Source organism: Photobacterium sp. GB-72 (genome assembly GCF_003026095.1).
Lineage (GTDB): Bacteria > Pseudomonadota > Gammaproteobacteria > Enterobacterales > Vibrionaceae > Photobacterium.
Genome location: NZ_PYNV01000014.1, coordinates 22,610 through 41,456, shown reverse-complemented (window position 1 = coordinate 41,456; position 18,847 = coordinate 22,610). Strand labels below are relative to the sequence as shown.

Sequence of the window (18,847 nt, the reverse complement as noted above, 5' to 3'; positions counted from 1 at the left end):
AATTGATCTTGATTTATTAGATAACACTTAAGGACGGGTATGTTTAAACTATTAAATTAAAATTGGATGCACTTAACATATGGAGTCTTTCATGTATTACATAATCCTAATTCACATTACAAACCATCCTTTTACTCTCAAAAACGACCTATTTACTTCTAGTTGCCCACGTTACTATTAAGTAAAGAATGTGAACCACTAGCATAATTCCTCTTTTATATCAGCTCTGTTTTGCATCACTCAAAAATTGAATCTCGCTTCATTTCCCATAAATTCAACCACCTATACCCCATTCCGAGCCTAATTCATACCACCAATACGAATTATTACATATGGGTAATAATTAATTACCAAACACTGCAATTGTTTTGTTTTTTGAAAGAATTAATATAGCCACATCGAAACGCACAAGACGTTCACAAAAATTCAAAACAAAAGGTTTTATTACTCATGAAAACAGTTATTAAAGCAACAATCGCAGCCGCTATTATCGCAACATCTTTTACTGCTGCAGCAAAAGACGGTAACTTCACTGGCAACATTAACGTTAAGCAATCAAAAACTAATGCAGTTAATATTGGTCACTACCAAAAACAAGGCACAGCTGAACGCTCTCACTCTGGCTTAGTATTTTCACAGCACAAAGCTGCATTAAACTTTTCTGAAAAACTACTTTCAGCAGCAGATAAGTAAGTATTACCCATAAAAGAACACTACTCTTTCTTTTATTATTACTGTTTAACTATTGTTCTTTCTATTTACCATTAATTACTAACTTAAAAGGTAATTATTGTACTTTTTGTTACGCCCTACAAAAGGCTGAATCCGCTATTTCAGCCTTATTATAAAAATTAAGGTCAATCCAATGACAACATTAACCGAAAAGCCAGGCATCACTCTGATTAAATCAGGTACTTTTAAGCTAAATGATTTAAGCAAACTGTTAGAAGTTGAAGGCTTAAAAAGTGATATGGCTGAAGTTGCTGTTACCAATAACAGCGCGCCATTGACGATTGGTCATTTCACTATGTCTCCAGGCGTAGAGTTTGAATACTTTTACGATTCAGTAGAGTACAAAGTGGTTACTAAAGGTAAGATCGTCATGCGTGATACAGACGGCAATAAATACGTTGCTGAAGTGGGCGACGTTATCCTGTTCTCACCTGATGTTACTGTTATCTTCGATGCAGAAAGTGACGGTGAAGCTATCTACACCGCGCACCGCCAAGCTGCAGAAGATTTCGCGCCTGCTAAATAATTTCATTGCCAAATGAATCCTCTAAAGCCTTGAGTTTTGCTCAAGGCTTTTTTCTGTTTGTAAATCCCCCCCCCCTCCTTACTTTATTTCATTAACGCATCCGATAATGGCAGAATTCTTTAATAACAAATGTCCACGCAATCAGAAAATCCCATCTAGACTCTATAGTAATTTTTAACCCTATCATTTCGCCTTTCTAACTCTCGATCTTAACGGTCTTTTTTATTTTGTCGATGCGGCGACAGTGATAATTATCCCATTATGAACGAACTCATAATCATTATATGAGGACTGACTATGTCACGAATTATTATTGTCGGTGGAGGTGCCGCTGGCATTGAACTATCAACCCTATTAAAGAAAACAATAAGAAAAGATGATGATGTCATCTTAGTTGAACCAGAAACGCATCACTTCTGGAAACCGCGTTTGCATGAAATCGCAGCGGGGACATTTGATAGCGATCTTGATACGGTTTGTTATTTCACTCATGGCGCGCGACATGGCTATCAGCATTATCAAGCCTCAATGACAGATATCCATCGCGAAGAAAAAACGATTTCTGTCTGTAGTGCTGCCGATAACATTAACTATGAGCTGGATTACGATTATTTAATTATCGCTATTGGCGCGGTAAGCAATGACTTTAATACCCCTGGCGCTAAAGACCATTGCATCTTTTTAGACTCAGCCAACCAAGCACGCCAAGCATGGCACCGAATGAGCTACATTTTACGTGCAGGAGAGCCCCGTACAGTTAATATTGTCGGCGCTGGTGCAACAGGGGTTGAACTGGCAGCAGAGCTTGAACGTGTGAGTAGAAAGCTACAACGTTATAACGGCACACCGTTAACGATTAATTTAATAGAAGCGGCAGATCGCGTATTACCAAATAGTCCTGAAAAAATGTCGCGTAAGGTGCAACAAGAGCTTGAGAAAAATAACATTAATGTTTTACTTCAAACTCGCATTAGCGAAGTGACTGAGAAAAGTATGATCACAAGCGATGATCGTACGCTTGATGCTGATGTTCAATTTTGGGCGGCTGGGATTAAGGCCCCTGATTGGCTAAATGGTATTGGCGGATTGGCTTATAACCGTATCAATCAAATTGAAGTCAATATGGATTTAACCACAACGGTTGATGACTGTATTTTCGCGCTCGGTGATTGCGCGGCTATTCCGCAACCCGATGGCAGTTTTGTTCCACCAAAAGCACAGGCGGCGAATCGAGCAGCAGAACATTTAGCCAAAAGTTTGGGTGGTTTTTTACATGGGAAACCACTCACTGACTTTATCTTTAAAGATGGCGGAATGGTGGTTGCGGTTGGGCATTACTTTGCGGTTGGCTCTTTTGCTCCCGGCTCTAAAATGGAAAGCCAATTTGTATTACATGGGCTACTTATTCGCCGCATCTACGATACAATTTTCCGTTTACACCAAAGAACCATCAGTAACATGTTTACGGTTTCTCGGTTAATGGTTGCTAAACGTATGAAAGCGATTTTCAAACCTAAAATATAACGGCTTTATTGTGAGAGCATAAATTTAATTTCACTCACAGTTCAGTAAGTTATTACACAATCTTAAGCTTCAATCACAAACGCCTCTTAGTAATTTTTAGTGGTTAGGTTAATATGTGCGGCCCAACTGTTTAACCCTAGGAAGTGTGACTGCCATGATGTGGTTTAAGAATTTACTAACCTACCGCTTTACGCGTGAAATTGATTTAAATGCAGACCAACTGGAAAAACAGCTGGAAGAGTTCCGCTTCACGCCTTGTGGCAGCCAAGATATCCAAAAATTTGGCTGGGCACACGCATTAGGCAAACATGGTGATATGTTCACCCATGTTTCTGGCGACAATATTTTAATTTGTGCGCGTAAAGAAGAAAAAATGCTGCCAGCTTCTGTGATCAAAGAATCACTGAATAACAAAATTGAGATACAGGAAAAAGATCTTGGTCGTAAGCTGAAAAAGACTGAGAAAGATACGCTTAAAGATGAAATCGTGATGGATTTACTGCCTCGCGCTTTCAGTCGTCAATCGCAAACTTTTGCCCTTATCATGCCAAAGCTTGGCTATATTGTGGTTGATGCAGGCAGCTTTAAAAAAGCAGAAGATATGCTAGCGCTACTACGTAAATCTATCGGTAGCCTACCTGTTGTACCTGTCGTTCCTGAAAAACCGTTAGCCCTAACGATGACAGAATGGGTACGTAGCAATCAAGCGCCTCATGGTTTCACTATCGGTGAAGAAGCAGAGTTTAAAGCGATTGAAGAAGATGGCGGTGTGATCCGTTGTAAACAACAGGATTTAAACTGCGACGAAATTCTTGCACACATTGAAGCAAACAAGGTGGTAACGAAACTGGCTTTAAACTGGCAAGACCGTGTCGACTTTGTCCTTGCTGATGATTTAACCGTGAAGCGTTTGAAGTTCTCTGATGAAATCAAAGATCAAAACGAAGATATCGACCGTGAAGATATGGCGCAACGTATTGATGCGGATTTATCACTGATGGGCGGTGAGTTCTCAGCATTCTTACCAAACCTATTTGAAGTGGTTGGCGGTTTAGAAAATAAAGGCTAATCCTTTTATTTAATCGACATCGAATATGCGAAATAAAAGCCGTGGTGCTCTGTTGTTTTTACAACCTAAGCACCACGGCTTTGTTATTGACTCGCGGATTGATTACATGCTCATTCCCATGCCTGCATTGGCTTTTTTACCTAAACGGTAATACCAAATAGAAAGTGGAATGAAGATCAAGTTCATCACTGTGGTCATGTTCATACCAAAACCGGATTGGTTTAAAGTACGTAAGGTTTGATCGGTTGTGACCCAACCAAAACCGTTGAAAATGGCATCAACGCACATACCTGTAAATATAATCGCAATAAACAGTAAACCCACCATCCATTTTGTTGGACGTTTACCATAATATTTTTGGTACACACGCATCATTGGAATGGTTAATACGTCGGAAAGAATAAAGCCAATCACCCCACCAAATGAAATACCACCATGCCACAGTGCTGCCGCTAAAATTAAGTTACCCACTGAACATACATAGGCAATCATAGCAACAAAAACACCGATAATGACATCAAGGAACGAGTGTAACCAAGCAGGTAATCCGGCATCATTACTGATAAATAAGGCGCGCCAACCTTCTTGTGGCACTAAAGCAATTAAGATTGATGATACAACAACACCAATTAAGATCTCTTTGCCTATCATTGCCAAATCCATTTGGAAGAAGCTGGCAGATTTAGTGATTTTTGCCATTGTGCCAGTGTCATTTTTTGCTGGCATAGCCATGTTCGACATATCCATGCCGCAATCACTACTCTCATGCTTCATGTTAGACATGTCCATGCCGCAATCACTGCTCTCATGTTTCATGTTAGACATGTCCATGCCGCAATCACTGCTCTCATGCTTCATGTTAGACATGTCCATGCCGCAATCACTGCTCTCATGTTTCATGTTAGACATGTCCATGCCGCAATCACTTCCCTCATGCTTCATGTTAGATATGTCCATACCGCAATCACTGCTCTCATGTTTCATGTTAGACATGTCCATACCGCAATCACTGCTCTCATGCTTCATTTCAGACATATCCATGCCACAACTGGCTTTTTGTTGCGGCGCAGCATTGGCTATGTGCTGACGTAATTCTTGTTCAACATCTTTGGGATAAAAACGGCTAAACAAAAAGCCAACAGTTGCAATTAAGATCAAGCCACCAATAACTTCACCCCATAAAAATGTCCAGCCCATGAGTGCTACCAGCACAATAAACATTTCCACTATCAAATTAGTGCTTGATACTAAAAATGCCATTGCGTTAGCGACTGTTGCCTTTTTGGCTAATAGGGTGTGAGACAGTGACGCCGCAGCATAAGAACACGATGATGACATCATGCCTAATAGCGTGGTAAAGCTAAGGCTTTTCACATCGGTTTTACCCAAGTGTTGCACCACGGTATCAACGGGTAATAAGTTACGAATAAAAGAAGAGAGTATTAAGCCAAAGGCTAATGGCCAAAAGATTTGCCATGACATGTTAAAAAACACAGAAATGACATGAAAGATGATATTGCTATCCCCACTTTCCATGAAGAGACCTTTGTTGTTATTTATAAGAGAGATGTCGTTAAGCATAGTACGCTTATCTAAAGCGTTACATTGCTTTATCACTCAAACTAACTTTGCAAATGTGCCTAAATAAAAGTTTAACAATATCAATAACTAGCTATTTTTTGAATAACCGTGACAGGTTGTTAGATGATCGTTCACCATACCTACTGCTTGCATAAAGGAATAACAAGTCACCGCACCTATAAATTTAAAACCTTGCTTTTTTAGCACCTTACTCATATTTGCTGATTGCTCAGTTTGTGCTGGTATTTCAGCAATGGTTTGCCATTGATTTATAATGGCTTTGTTATCAACAAACTGCCAAAAGAAATCGACTAATGGGGTGTGTTTTCGCACTGCAACCAAAAGCTCTAAATTATTCAATGCTGCCGCGATTTTACCTTTATGCTTGATAACATCGAACTGCTGGCAAATATGCTCAACTAATCCTTCTCGTGGCTGTGGCAATAATTCTGCTTCAATTTTAGCTAAATCAAAATCAAGAAAAGCTGCTCGATAAGCCGGACGTTTACGCAGAACGGTTAACCAACTCAAGCCACTTTGCATACTCTCTAAAATAAAGCATTCAGCAAGGGCGTTATCATCACACGTTTTTTTGCCCCATTCGGTATCGTGATAATGCTGTAGCAGTGGATCGGTCGTTGCCCAGTCACAACATGTTGTTGGCTTACTCTGGGTTGTCATAATACAGTCCTTATAAAAAAATACGGGAGTATCACTACTCCCGTATTGGCTTCTACACGTTATTTTAATTTATAAGAAAATACTTAATGTTGCAGCAATTGTGAAGGCAATTGTACCTAGAAGAGTTTCCATTACCGTCCACGTTTTTAGGGTTGTTTTCTCATCCATATCTAGCAGTTTACCTACTAGCCAGAATCCTGAATCGTTGAAGTGAGATAACACGGTTGCGCCCGATGCAATTGCAATTACGATGAAACATAAATCTAAAGCACTTAGACCTGTTGTTGCGGCAACCATAGGTGCAATCAGCGCTGCTGTTGTAGTTAGAGCAACCGTTGCTGAACCTTGCGCGACACGTAACGCTGTTGAAACTAAGAATGCCGCCACAATCACTGGCATACCAGTATCAGACATTAAGTTAGCTAACGCGTCACCAATACCACTTGCACGTAGTACGCCACCGAACATACCGCCCGCACCCGTTACAAGAATAACGGCACAGATTGGCGCAAGTGAATCACCACATAGCTTTTCAAGTTTTGCCATGCCGTAATTCTTAGAAAATAGCGCTAAACAGAACAACAAGGTGATCATCAATGCGATAGGAGTTTTACCCAACATACGTAAGGCATTAACCCAAGCGTCATCACCATTTACCACACCCATTACTGTTAGCGTGTGTAGACCCGTGTCCATAAAGATAAGCACTAAAGGCATTAACAAAATAGCAAGAACTGTTGAAAACTTAGGTAAGTTGTTTTCGTCAATTACTTCTTGCGTTGCCAAGAAAGCTTGTGGCAATGGCAGTTTAAAGCGTTCACCCGCCCATAGACCGTAAAGGTAAGCACCTAGGTACCAAGTTGGTAGTGCAATCAACAAACCAACAATGGTCAATAAACCAATATTTGCACCTAATAACTCACTTGCAGCGACAGGACCTGGGTGTGGCGGCAAGAATGCGTGCATTACAGCAAAAGCACCAGCAACAGGTAGCGCGTACTTAATTGTTGAGCCACCAAATTGTTTAGCAACACTAAACAAAATAGGCATCATAACCATTAACCCAGCATCGAAGAAGATTGGAAAACCAAACAACAGCGACGCAACACCTAATGCAAAAGGTGCTCTTTCAGGGCCAAACCTACCAATTAAGGTATCCGCTAGTACTTTAGCGCCCCCTGTTACTTCAAGAATTCGCCCTATCATGGTACCTAGACCGACAAGCAGAGCAACAGAGGCTAATGTGCCTCCAAAACCTGACATCATGGTAGGTACAACTTGATCAGCATTTACACCTGTTACTACTGCTGTAATAAAACTCACTAAAGTTAAAGCTAGGAAAGCATGTAACTTAAATTTCATTATTAGTAATAATAACAACAAGATAGAACATACTGCGATGAACAATAAGTAGGTTGGGTCTAACGTCATACAGGATCTCTCCAGCAAAAAAGAATGTTTTATTCCGTTGTGAATATTTTTATTGTGAGTATCTTCACAACGCTAAATGTTACGGGTAACATGTTACCCGTAACATGGTAACTTACAAGAAAATAGAACAACTGATGTTCAAAAGTGAGATAGAGGTTAAAAAATGGCAGGTCAAAGCATAATTGTAATGGGGGTATGTGGTTGCGGGAAATCTACGATTGGTGAAGGTATCGCCCACAGCTTAAATGCAAAGTTCATCGATGGTGATGATTTACACCCAAGAGCCAACATCCAAAAAATGGCCAGTGGAAATCCATTGAACGATACCGATCGTGAACCTTGGTTAGAACGTATTCGTGATGCGGCTTATAGCCTCGAGAATAAAAATGAAGTTGGGATCATTGTTTGCTCAGCTTTAAAGAAGAAATATCGCGATCAGATCCGTGAAGGTAATCAAAATGTATCGTTCATCTTTTTAGATGGTGATCGTGAATTGATCCTTGACCGAATGCGTACCCGTAAAGGTCATTTTATGCGTGACACCATGTTAACTAGCCAACTTGAAACTCTTGAGCGTCCTGTTGATGAGATGGATGTGTTCACTGTCTCTATCGATGGTTCTATTAACGAAATTATTGAAGATGCTGTTCAGCAATTACGTGAGGCAAATCTATGAATCCGATTATTTCAGCCGTTACCGAGCGCATTAAAGCAAGAAGTGCTGAAAGTTATCCGCAATGGTTAGCCATGACCAAAGAAATGGAACAAGCGGGTAAAGGCCGTAGCCAACTTTCTTGCGGTAATCTTGCTCACGTTGTTGCCGCTAATTGCGCCCAAGAAAAATCAGCAATTTTAGATTTTCTGCATGCCAACATTGCTATCGTCAGTGGCTACAATGACATGCTAAGTGCCCACCAGCCTTATAAATATTACCCAGATATTATTGCAAAATCGCTAGCGGAATACGGTCATACGAGCCAAGTCGCTGGTTGTGTTCCTGCAATGTGTGACGGTATTACTCAAGGTCAACCAGGCATGGAAATGTCGCTCTTTTCTCGTGATATTGTCGCTCAAGCAACGGCAATTACCTTAAGTCATAACGCTTTTGATGCAACATTATTGTTAAGCATCTGCGACAAAATCGCCCCGGGACAATTGATCGGTGCATTATCTTTTGCACACCTTCCAACAGCATTCGTGCCAGTTGGACCTATGGGTACCGGCATAAGCAATGATGAAAAGGTTAGTGTTCGTCAACAATATGCCGCTGGTGAAGTCGATTCCGCTGCGCTATTAACCATGGAATGTCAGGCATACCACTCACCGGGGACTTGTACGTTTTATGGCACAGCGAATACTAATCAACTTATTTTAGAAGCCATGGGCTTAATGCTACCGGGCTCGGCGTTTGTACCACCAACAAGCGAGCTACGTAAAGTATTAACCGAAGAAGCGGCTTGTCGTATTGCTGCGGCAGCAAATCAGCAATCAAGCCAATACCGCCCTCTTTATGAAGTAATGACGGCAGAAAGTTTGGTAAATGGTTTAGTGGCATGGTTAGCCTCGGGTGGCAGTACTAACCATAGCTTACATATGGTGGCGATTGCTCGTAGTGCGGGCATTATTTTAACGTGGGATGACATTAGTGATTTATCTGATGTGGTTCCTTTATTGGTGCGCATGTACCCGAATGGGCCTGCTGATATTAATGCTTTCCAACAAGCAGGTGGCGTACCAACCTTAATGAAAACATTGCACCAACGTGGGCTACTCAATACCAATGTGAAAACGGCGTTTGGTGAATTTACTGATCAAATGACCACCCCAAGCTTACAAGATGGCAAACTGGTATGGTCGCCTTGTGCAGACTCAACAGATAGTGATGTAATTTGTACACCTGAGATCACTTTTAACCCGACAGGTGGCTTAAAAGTATTAAAGGGAAATATTGGTACATCGGTGATTAAAGTGTCTGCGGTTGCAAAACAGCATCAACATATTACAGCACCAGCGAAAGTATTCCGTTGCCAAAACGAGGTTGAAAAAGCCTATAAACAAGGTTTGTTAGATCAAGATGCGATGATTGTTGTGACCCATAACGGACCTGCAGCAAATGGTATGCCTGAACTTCACAAATTAATGCCAATTTTAGGTAATATCCAAAAGAAAGGATATCAAGTCGCATTGGTTACCGATGGTCGCTTATCAGGTGCATCAGGCAAAATTCCTGCTGCAATCCATATTACGCCAGAAGCACTACGTGGTGGTGCAATTGGTTTAATTCAAGATGGCGATATGGTGGAATTAAATGCGATCACAGGTGAGCTAACGGTTAACGCTGATCTTACAGCTCGTCGCGCACCGATTGAAAACGATATACCTGCATTTACCTTTGGTCGTAACTTATTCGCCAATTTACGCAAGCAAGTTTCAAGTGCCGATACTGGCGCCACTATTTTTTAAGTTATTGGATAGGAAGAAAAACATGAATACTTGGCAAGTTAATCCACAAGATGTGTTTGCCGCATCGCCAGTTGTACCTGTAATGATCATTGAACGCGTAGAAGACGCTGTTCCTATGGCACAAGCACTAAAAAATGGTGGTATCACGGTATTTGAAATTACCCTTCGTACGCCTGTTGCTCTTGATGCAATTCGTGCGATTGCGGAAGCGATGCCTGATGCGATGGTAGGAGCAGGAACGGTACTTACCTGCGAGCAGTATGACGCTGCAGTTGAAGCTGGCGCAAAATTTGTGATTTCTCCAGGAATGACACCTAAGCTACTTAGCTATGCAAAATCTGGCACTGCACCTTTAATTCCAGGTGTGAGTACACCATCAGAAATCATGCAAGCATTAGAGCTTGGCTACCAGCAATTAAAATTCTTCCCTGCAGAAGCGAATGGTGGTGCTAAAGCTCTCGCCGCTATTGCAGCGCCATTACCACAAGTACAGTTCTGCCCAACTGGCGGCATTAGCCCAGCAAACGTTGATCAGTACAAAGCGGTGAAATGTGTTGCCACCGTTGGTGGTTCTTGGATGCTACCTAAAGATCTGATTGATAATGGTCAGTGGGAAGAAATCACCAAACTTTCTCAAGAGGCGGTAGCGCTATTAGCGTAATGCTAAATCAATCAGTGATTAATAAATAAAGATTGATGAATAAATGTAGGCAGCGCACGTGACTCTCGTGCGCTGTTTTTTTATTACTTACTTTCTACTTCAGGCTTTCCTAAGCTCTCGCCTAAGTACAAGCTATAACCAATATCTTGAATAGGATTAGCCACTTTCTTTCCTGCTAATTTCTTCAATAATAATGTCGCAGCTGCAGCACCAATTTCTTCACGTGGTGTATTCACACTCGCAAGCGTCGGTGAAATCGCTTTACCAATATCTAAGGCGTTATAACCTGCAATGGCTACCTGACTTGGAATGGCAACATTGTGCTCTTGGCAATGCATCATAGCGCCAATTGCTAAGTCATCATTGGTACAAAACACAGCATCTAACTCTGGGTGTTGCGAGAGAGCCTGACGCATTAATTCTCGCCCTTGGGTAAAGCTCGAGTGCTCTTCTGTCGAGACAATACGTGGCGTTAGTCCTTTTGCTTCCATCGCTTGAATATAGCCGTCACAACGCAATTGGGTACGGCGATCTAATCGCGCAGCGAAATAAACAATATTGCAGCGTCCGTATTCAATCATCTTAGAGACTAAATCAAATGCCGCCTGTTGGTGATCCAACCCTACCGCCATATCAATTGGATGTTCAGGCAAATCAATCGTTTCTACCACTGGAATAGCCGCAGCATTGATCATCTTATAACTGCGTTCGCTGTGAATACTTTCAGTCAAAATCAAACCATCAACATGGTAAGACAATAACGAAGCAATCTTCTCTTCTTCCTCTTCCGCACTGTAGCCATAGTGGGTGATCAGGGTTTGATAACCTTCTTTTTTGGTTACCGATTCAATCCCTTGTAATAAAGAAGCAAACACTTGGTTAGATAACGATGGCAGTAAGATCCCAATCGCCTTACTGTTACGGTTCGATAAAATATCAGGCGCGCGACTGGCGACATAACCTAGCTCTTCCACCACTACCGCGATTTTTTCTCGTGTACTTTCAGCCACAGAGCTAGGATCACGCAAATAACGACTCACCGTCATTTTTGTTACTCCCACCTGTTTTGCAACATCATTTAATGTGGGACGGTGTTTCGGTTTGGTTGTCATTAGTCTGTCCTGACGATGAAATGAAGAAAATAAAATGCAATAGACGTAGATTATGAGGTAAATCTAATAGCAGCAACTATTTATCTGTAATTTCATCACGATTAGATTGTTTACGCCCCGCCTTAAAAGCGATTTTACCGAATGTAATTATTGCAACAAAGAAAAAACTCAAGGAGAAAAGTGGCACTTAGGTCACGAAAAACGTAAAATCTCGCCTTAACTTTGTATCACTAGGTGATACGAACTGATCTGGAATCAGAATAAGAGAATATAGAGCAATGTTTAAACCAGAATTACTTTCACCTGCAGGCAGCCTTAAAAACATGCGTTACGCATTTGCCTACGGCGCTGATGCCGTTTATGCAGGTCAACCTCGCTACAGTCTTCGCGTTCGTAATAACGAGTTCAACCACGAAAACCTAAAGATTGGTATTGATGAAGCACATGCTCAAGGTAAAAAGCTATATGTGGTATGTAATATTCAACCGCATAACTCAAAGCTAAAAACCTTCATTCGCGATCTTAAACCAATCGTAGAAATGGGCCCTGACGCACTTATCATGTCAGATCCAGGTCTTATTATGATGGTTCGTGAAGCATTCCCTGAGGTTGTTATTCACCTGTCAGTTCAAGCCAACGCAGTTAACTGGGCAACAGTGAAATTCTGGGCTAGCCAAGGTGTTGAGCGTGTCATTCTATCTCGTGAGTTATCACTAGAAGAAATCGAAGAAATTCGTGAGCATTGCCCTGACACTGAACTAGAAATCTTCGTTCACGGTGCTCTTTGCATGGCTTACTCTGGTCGCTGCCTACTTTCTGGTTACATCAACAAGCGCGATCCAAACCAAGGCACTTGTACAAATGCTTGCCGTTGGGAATATAAAACAGAAAAAGCGACTGAAAACGATGCGGGTCAAATCGTTGAAATTCAAGACGCAGTGCAAACACAAGACGTTGAAGAGCGTCCTGATAATACACTAGGTCTAGGAAAACCAATTGATGATGTTGTGCTACTAAGCGAATCTCACCGTCCTGAAGAAAAAATGGCGGCGTTTGAAGATGAGCATGGTACTTACATTATGAACTCAAAAGATCTTCGTGCTGTTCAACACGTTGAGCGTCTAACTAAAATGGGTGTTCACTCACTGAAGATTGAAGGCCGTACTAAGTCGTTCTACTACTGTGCTCGTACTGCGCAAGTTTACCGTAAAGCGATTGATGATGCTGTTGCAGGTAAACCATTTGATGAATCATTACTAGGCACATTAGAAAGCTTAGCGCACCGTGGTTACACTGAAGGTTTCCTACGTCGTCACACCCATGACACGTACCAAAACTATGACTACGGTTACTCAATTTCTGATTCTCAACAATTTGTTGGTGAGTTCACAGGTAAACGCCGTGGTGATCTTGCTGAAGTCGAAGTGAAGAACAAGTTCGTTGTTGGTGATAGCCTTGAAGTAATGACACCAAAAGGTAACGTTATCTTCAATCTTGAGACGATGGAAAACCGTAAGTCTGAAGTGATTGATGACGCGAAAGGCAATGGACACTTCGTATTTATCCCTGTACCAGCTGATATGGATCTTGATTTTGGTCTGTTAATGCGTAACTTGGGTAATGGCGAAGATACACGTAACCCTCACGCTCCTAAAGACGGTAAATAAGCACTATGGCACTGCTCATTACAAGCAAATGCATTAACTGCGACATGTGTGATCCTGAATGCCCTAACGAGGCGATCACCATGGGTGATAGCATCTATGAAATAAACCCAGATCGCTGTACTGAATGTAAAGGGCATTACGACAAGCCGACCTGTCAGTCGGTTTGTCCAATCACCAACTGCATTATTACCGATCCTGATCACGTTGAATCTGACGATGAACTGCTAGAAAAGTTTGTTACCTTACAAGGTCTTGCTTAGTTCTTATTCGATCCAACCATCAAACAATAAAAAAGCGCCTTGCGGCGCTTTTTTTATACCTATACACAGTTAATTTAGAAAAATTAACTATTAATAAGCACCTTACACTGAGCAGGTAACACTGGCTTCGGTTTAGGTTTTGGTTTAACCGCCGGTTTATTTGACTCTGGCTTTTTAAAATCTGGTGACCATGAGGCTAACTCTTTACCACAGCCATCACCTGCTGGTGGTGGGGTTTGTGGCTCACAGTAGGTACTGCCTTCAGGACAATTTAACCGGACATGGAAATGGTAGTAATGACCAAACCAAGGACGAACTTTACGTAACCAATCACGATCTTTCCACTCCGTTTTACAAAGCTGTTCTTTGATCACAGGATGAACGAATATACGGGCGACACGATCATCACTTGCCGCAAGCTGGATCAAATGCGCTTGTTTACTGCTCCAGTTCTTTTCGATGATTTTGTGATTTTTCACATCAACCATAGGTAGTGCTGAAACTGTTTTTAAATCGTTCTGTGATAACGGTTTTTCTGGAATACGTAACCAAATATCCGCATCCAAGCCTGTTTGGTGGCTGGCGTGACCTGATGAAAAGCGTCCACCACGAGGCATCGCAATATCTCCCACCAGCACATTACCAATTTTCAGTTGCTGTGCAGTTTTCATTAACTCTTTTAAGAAAGTGATTGTTTCAGGGTTACCATAGTAACGGCCGCGTTCAGCGCGGATAACTTGATAACCATCACCTTCCAGTGGCAGTGCTTCCGCGCCTGCTAAACACCCATTCGAGTATGAGCCAATAGACATTGACTCACCAGATGTTGGTGTTTTTACTTTTTCCCAAGGTGTTGCTATCACGCTCGTACTTGAAGCTACAAGTAACAATCCTGTTAATATTTTCCCTAACACAACTGATTCCTAATTATGATAAAAAACAAATCATACTGTTAATCATTTATAATTCACAGTTATAAAAATATTTATATATCACCTATAATTAAAAGTCTGGTTATCTTATACAACTAAAATTAAAGGGGATTATTGGTTTGTTTAAGTCAGTCTTTGTTACTTTTACTTATTTAACATGATTATTACTGATTAATGGAAATATAAACAAAGAAAGTATTAACGTCATAAACCTCTTATATTATTTTATAAATAATCTAGGTTTTAATTTCATGAAATATGCTTAATTTATTATTCTATGTTTTTTTGTATAAATAGTAGCCCTACCTTCTCGACAAAAACCTATTAATGTCAATCCAGATTCTTCAGCTAAATTAATCGCTAATGCTGTAGGTGCTGATACTGCAAATAATATCTCCACACCGACAGATGTTGCCTTTTGCACTATTTCATAACTAGCACGACTGGTAATTAAGATTGCACCTTTGGTAAGTTGCGAATATTTTGCACGAGCGCCTATTAACTTATCTAGCGCCACATGACGACCAACATCTTCATAAATCGCCGCTAATTCACCGTGTTCATTTAACCATACGGCAGCATGGGTACAACCTGTACGGTTAGCGAGTTCCTGATTCTCATGTAGAAACTTAATAGATTGATTAATAACAGAAAGAGGCATTCTTTGCGTATCAGGAACCGTATTTACAGGCTTCATTGCTTGCTTTAAATGTTCAATACCACACAACCCACAACCGGTTCTTCCTACCAGTTGTCGACGCTGTTCTTTTAGCATCATAAAAGCACGATTTTGTAATTCTATATAAACTTCTATCCCCTCTTTACTACTTTTTATATCAATATTTTTTATTTCTTTAATATTATTAATAATTCTTTCAGATAATGAAAAACCAATTGCGAAGTTTTCTAGATTTGATGGGGTTGCCATCATTACTGCATGAGATATTCCATTATAAATAAGCGCAATGGGAACTTCTTCAGCAATAAAGTCTTCACATTCTATTTTTATTCCGTTCTTATATTTAATTATTTCATGAACAGAATATTCCTGATGCTCTATATATTCATCAGTAATTAAACAACTAGACATTTATTATTTCACACAAAGATTTGACGATATTATATTCGCGCATATAATATCCGACCTCTTATGTAATACAATTTTTTTTATAATAATTAGGTGAGTTGACTTTGAATATAAGTAGACGTCAATTATTTAAATTGTGCGCGGGAGCTGTCGCTACGACATCTATTGCCTCCCTTGCCACAATACCGCAAAAAGCTTGGGCGCAAGCTCGAGAATTTAAATTAACAGCAGCAAAAGAAACGCGTAATACGTGTTCTTACTGTTCTGTTGGTTGCGGAACTTTACTTTACAGTACTGGTGCAGCAAACGGTAATATCAAACAAAAGGTATTCCACGTTGAAGGTGATCCCGATCATCCAGTAAGTCGTGGTGCATTATGTCCAAAAGGTGCGGGTCTAGCTGGTTTTGTTAACAGCGAACAACGTTTGAAATTCCCCGAATATCGCGCACCTGGTTCAGACAAATGGCAACGTATTTCATGGGATGAAGCATTCACTCGTATTGCCAAGTTAATGAAGCAAGACCGTGATGAAAACCTTGTTAAAACAAATGAGCAAGGCACCACAGTTAACCGCTGGCTAACCACAGGTATGCTATGTGCTTCGGCAGAAAGCAACGAAAATGGTTGGTTAACACAAAAATTTGCCCGTGGTTTGGGCATGGTTCCAGTTGACACTCAAGCGCGTATTTGACACGGCCCAACGGTAGCAAGTCTTGCTCCAACATTTGGCCGCGGTGCGATGACCAACAACTGGGTTGACATTAAAAATGCCAACGTAATCCTTGTAATGGGCGGCAACGCAGCAGAAGCACACCCTGTAGGCTTCCGCTGGGCAATTGAAGCTCAAAAAACCAATAACGCTGAAATCATTGTGGTTGATCCACGTTTCACGCGTACTGCAGCAGTGGCTGATCACTATGCACCAATCCGTTCTGGTGCTGATATTGCCTTCCTATTAGGTGCTATTCGTTACCTGATCGCAAGCAGCCAAGTAAATCACGAATATGTAAAAGCCTACACTAACGCTAGCTTTATCGTACGTGATGATTACGCATTCCATGATGGTCTGTTCTCAGGTTATGACGCAGAGAAACGTCAGTACGATCGTAGTAGCTGGTTCTACAAGCTAGACGATAACGGCTACGCAATGAAGGATGAATCCCTACAACATCCTCGCTGTGTATGGAACTTACTGAAAGAGCACGTATCTCGCTACACACCTGATGTAGTTTCAAACATTACAGGTACGCCTGTTGATATGTTTGAACACGTATGTAAGGCGCTAGGTAGCACTGCTGCCGATAACCGTGTTGCCACTATTTTGTACGCAACTGGTTGGACTCAGCACTCAAAAGGCGCTGAAAACATCCGTTGTATGGCAATGATCCAGTTACTTCTAGGTAACATGGGTATGGCTGGCGGCGGTGTTAACGCCCTACGTGGTCACTCAAATATCCAAGGTATTACTGACCTTGGTTTGTTAGCACAAAATCTGCCGGGTTACTTGAAACTGCCATCTGATAAAGATGTCGATCTTGCCACTCACCTTAAGCACCACACACCAGTGGCACTTGAAGCAGATCAAACTAACTACTGGCAACACTACCCGTCTTTCTTCGTATCATTACTGAAGTCGTTCTACGGTAAAAATGCAACCGCAGAAAATAACTTTGGTTACGACATGATGCCGAAGTGGGATCAGGGTTACGACATGCTTCGCGTCTTCGACATGATGAAGAAAGGCGAAATGAACGGTTACATCTGTCAAGGTTTTAACCCTGTTGGCTCTATGTCCAACAAGCAAAAAACATTGGATGCGTTATCTAAGTTGAAATACTTAGTGGTTATCGATCCACTAGCGACAGAAACATCAACGTTCTGGCAGAACAAACCAAACGTAAACGAAGTGGATACCAAGAATATCCAAACGGAAGTATTCCGTTTACCTTGTGCATGTTTTGCTGAAGAAGATGGCACCATCGTAAGTTCAGCGCGCTGGTTACAGTGGCACTGGAAAGCGGCAGATATGCCGGGAGAAGCGAAAGGTGATGCTGAGATCTTAGCGGGTATCTTCATGAAGATGCGTAATATGTACCAACAACATGGTGGTACATACCCAGATCCAATCCTATCGCTAGATTGGAACTACGCCATTCCTGATGCGCCAAACACTAAAGAATTAGCACAAGAACTTAACGGTAAAGATGCTAACGGCAACCAGCTATCTAGCTTTGCTCAACTAAAAGCTGATGGTTCTACTACAGCAGGTTGTTGGCTGTACACCGGTAGTTGGACTCCTTCGGGTAACCAAACTGCACGTCGTGATAACAGCGATCCATCTGGTTTAGGTTTAGCACCAAACTGGGCATGGTCTTGGCCTGCTAACCGTCGTGTTCTGTACAACCGTGCATCAACACGTCCTGACGGCACACCTTGGGATAAGTCACGCACGCTAGTTGAATGGAATGGTAGCAAATGGGTTGGCCCTGATGTGCCTGACTTTAACGCTAAGCTTCCACCATCAAGCAATGCGGGTCCATTTATCATGCAACCAGAAGGCGTTGGTCGTCTATTTGCATTAGATAAAATGGCTGAAGGTCCGTTCCCTGAACACTACGAACCGTTTGAAACACCCATTGGTACCAACCCATTACATAAGAATGTGGTATCAAACCCAGCGGCACGTATTTTCAAAGACGATCTTGCACAGCTTGGTCAAAAAGAGCAGTTCCCATTTGTGGGTACGACTTACCGCTTAACGGAGCACTTCCATACGTGGACAAGTCACTCTCACTTCAACGCTGTTCTACAACCAGAACAATTTGTTGAGATTGGCGAAGGCTTGGCAAAAGAGCGTGGCATTAAGAATGCTGACATGGTTCGCGTAACCTCTAAGCGTGGCTTCATTGAAGCAAAAGCGTATGTGTCTAAGCGTATTACACCACTGCATGTTAATGGCCAAGCCGTTCACACTGTGGGTATTCCTATTCACTGGGGTTATGAAGGCGACACCAAACCTGGCTACTTAGCAAATGCGCTATCGCCATGTGTGGGTGATGCTAACTCACAAACGCCAGAGTACAAGGCATTCTTGGTTAACGTGGAAAAGGTGAAGTAAGC

The 18,847-nt window shown here is 41.6% G+C and carries 16 protein-coding genes; 10 read left to right on the top strand and 6 right to left on the bottom strand.

Annotated elements, in window-relative coordinates:
- Window positions 1–450 precede the first annotated feature (450 nt).
- The 4 genes from C9J40_RS15405 (at window position 451) to rdgC (ending at window position 3,851) form a co-directional block, all read left to right on the top strand.
- The gene (locus tag C9J40_RS15405) at window positions 451–693 is read left to right on the top strand and encodes a hypothetical protein (protein WP_107205957.1); all 243 of its coding nucleotides are present in this window, start codon (window positions 451–453) and stop codon (window positions 691–693) included.
- 172 nt (window positions 694–865) lie between these two features.
- Window positions 866–1,258, top strand: a complete 393-nt coding sequence (locus C9J40_RS15400) for a hypothetical protein (RefSeq protein ID WP_005369367.1) — start codon at window positions 866–868, stop codon at window positions 1,256–1,258.
- A 297-nt stretch (window positions 1,259–1,555) separates the two neighbouring features.
- Window positions 1,556–2,782, top strand: coding sequence for an NAD(P)/FAD-dependent oxidoreductase (locus C9J40_RS15395; RefSeq protein ID WP_107247359.1), 1,227 nt, complete (start codon window positions 1,556–1,558; stop codon window positions 2,780–2,782).
- A 157-nt stretch (window positions 2,783–2,939) separates the two neighbouring features.
- Window positions 2,940–3,851, top strand: coding sequence for a recombination-associated protein RdgC (rdgC, locus tag C9J40_RS15390; RefSeq protein WP_199187096.1), 912 nt, complete (start codon window positions 2,940–2,942; stop codon window positions 3,849–3,851).
- A 102-nt stretch (window positions 3,852–3,953) separates the two neighbouring features.
- Here the strand turns inward: rdgC and C9J40_RS15385 are convergent, their stop codons facing one another.
- The 3 genes from C9J40_RS15385 to C9J40_RS15375 form a co-directional block, all read right to left on the bottom strand.
- The gene (locus C9J40_RS15385) at window positions 3,954–5,387 is read right to left on the bottom strand and encodes a permease (RefSeq protein WP_107247357.1); all 1,434 of its coding nucleotides are present in this window, start codon (window positions 5,385–5,387) and stop codon (window positions 3,954–3,956) included.
- A 132-nt stretch (window positions 5,388–5,519) separates the two neighbouring features.
- The gene (locus tag C9J40_RS15380) at window positions 5,520–6,113 is read right to left on the bottom strand and encodes a DNA-3-methyladenine glycosylase I (protein WP_107205953.1); all 594 of its coding nucleotides are present in this window, start codon (window positions 6,111–6,113) and stop codon (window positions 5,520–5,522) included.
- Window positions 6,114–6,182: 69 nt separating this feature from the next.
- Window positions 6,183–7,544 (bottom strand): GntP family permease, encoded by a 1,362-nt coding sequence (locus tag C9J40_RS15375; RefSeq protein ID WP_107205952.1) that lies wholly within the window; start codon window positions 7,542–7,544, stop codon window positions 6,183–6,185.
- Window positions 7,545–7,707: 163 nt separating this feature from the next.
- On the opposite strand from C9J40_RS15375, the gene C9J40_RS15370 reads away from it, so the two are divergent.
- From C9J40_RS15370 to C9J40_RS15360, 3 genes are read left to right on the top strand one after another with little or no spacing between them, the layout of a single operon-like run.
- Window positions 7,708–8,220 carry a gluconokinase gene (locus C9J40_RS15370; RefSeq protein WP_107205951.1) on the top strand — a complete coding sequence of 171 codons (513 nt, stop codon included), beginning with the start codon at window positions 7,708–7,710 and terminating at the stop codon, window positions 8,218–8,220.
- The gene (edd, locus tag C9J40_RS15365; protein ID WP_107205950.1) at window positions 8,217–10,007 is read left to right on the top strand and encodes a phosphogluconate dehydratase; all 1,791 of its coding nucleotides are present in this window, start codon (window positions 8,217–8,219) and stop codon (window positions 10,005–10,007) included. The genes C9J40_RS15370 and edd overlap by 4 nt, the downstream gene beginning before the upstream one ends.
- Before the next feature lie 22 nt (window positions 10,008–10,029).
- Window positions 10,030–10,668, top strand: coding sequence for a bifunctional 4-hydroxy-2-oxoglutarate aldolase/2-dehydro-3-deoxy-phosphogluconate aldolase (locus C9J40_RS15360; RefSeq protein WP_045127690.1), 639 nt, complete (start codon window positions 10,030–10,032; stop codon window positions 10,666–10,668).
- An 83-nt stretch (window positions 10,669–10,751) separates the two neighbouring features.
- Here C9J40_RS15360 and C9J40_RS15355 read toward each other — a convergent pair whose 3' ends face one another.
- Window positions 10,752–11,780 (bottom strand): substrate-binding domain-containing protein, encoded by a 1,029-nt coding sequence (locus C9J40_RS15355; protein WP_107205949.1) that lies wholly within the window; start codon window positions 11,778–11,780, stop codon window positions 10,752–10,754.
- A gap of 278 nt (window positions 11,781–12,058) precedes the next feature.
- Here C9J40_RS15355 and yegQ point away from each other — a divergent pair, with 278 nt between their 5' ends.
- On the top strand, window positions 12,059–13,447 hold the full coding sequence (yegQ, locus tag C9J40_RS15350; RefSeq protein WP_045084309.1) for a tRNA 5-hydroxyuridine modification protein YegQ: 1,389 nt from the start codon (window positions 12,059–12,061) through the stop codon (window positions 13,445–13,447).
- Window positions 13,448–13,452: 5 nt separating this feature from the next.
- On the top strand, window positions 13,453–13,707 hold the full coding sequence (locus C9J40_RS15345; protein ID WP_005369403.1) for a YfhL family 4Fe-4S dicluster ferredoxin: 255 nt from the start codon (window positions 13,453–13,455) through the stop codon (window positions 13,705–13,707).
- A gap of 83 nt (window positions 13,708–13,790) precedes the next feature.
- On the opposite strand, the gene mepA is transcribed toward C9J40_RS15345, so the two are convergent.
- Window positions 13,791–14,621, bottom strand: coding sequence for a penicillin-insensitive murein endopeptidase (gene mepA, locus C9J40_RS15340; protein ID WP_107205948.1), 831 nt, complete (start codon window positions 14,619–14,621; stop codon window positions 13,791–13,793).
- 280 nt (window positions 14,622–14,901) lie between these two features.
- On the bottom strand, window positions 14,902–15,729 hold the full coding sequence (gene fdhD, locus C9J40_RS15335; RefSeq protein ID WP_107247356.1) for a formate dehydrogenase accessory sulfurtransferase FdhD: 828 nt from the start codon (window positions 15,727–15,729) through the stop codon (window positions 14,902–14,904).
- Window positions 15,730–15,830: 101 nt separating this feature from the next.
- Here fdhD and fdnG point away from each other — a divergent pair, with 101 nt between their 5' ends.
- Window positions 15,831–18,845 (top strand): formate dehydrogenase-N subunit alpha, encoded by a 3,015-nt coding sequence (fdnG, locus tag C9J40_RS15325; RefSeq protein ID WP_146144964.1) that lies wholly within the window; start codon window positions 15,831–15,833, stop codon window positions 18,843–18,845.
- The last annotated feature ends 2 nt before the right edge of the window (window positions 18,846–18,847 follow it).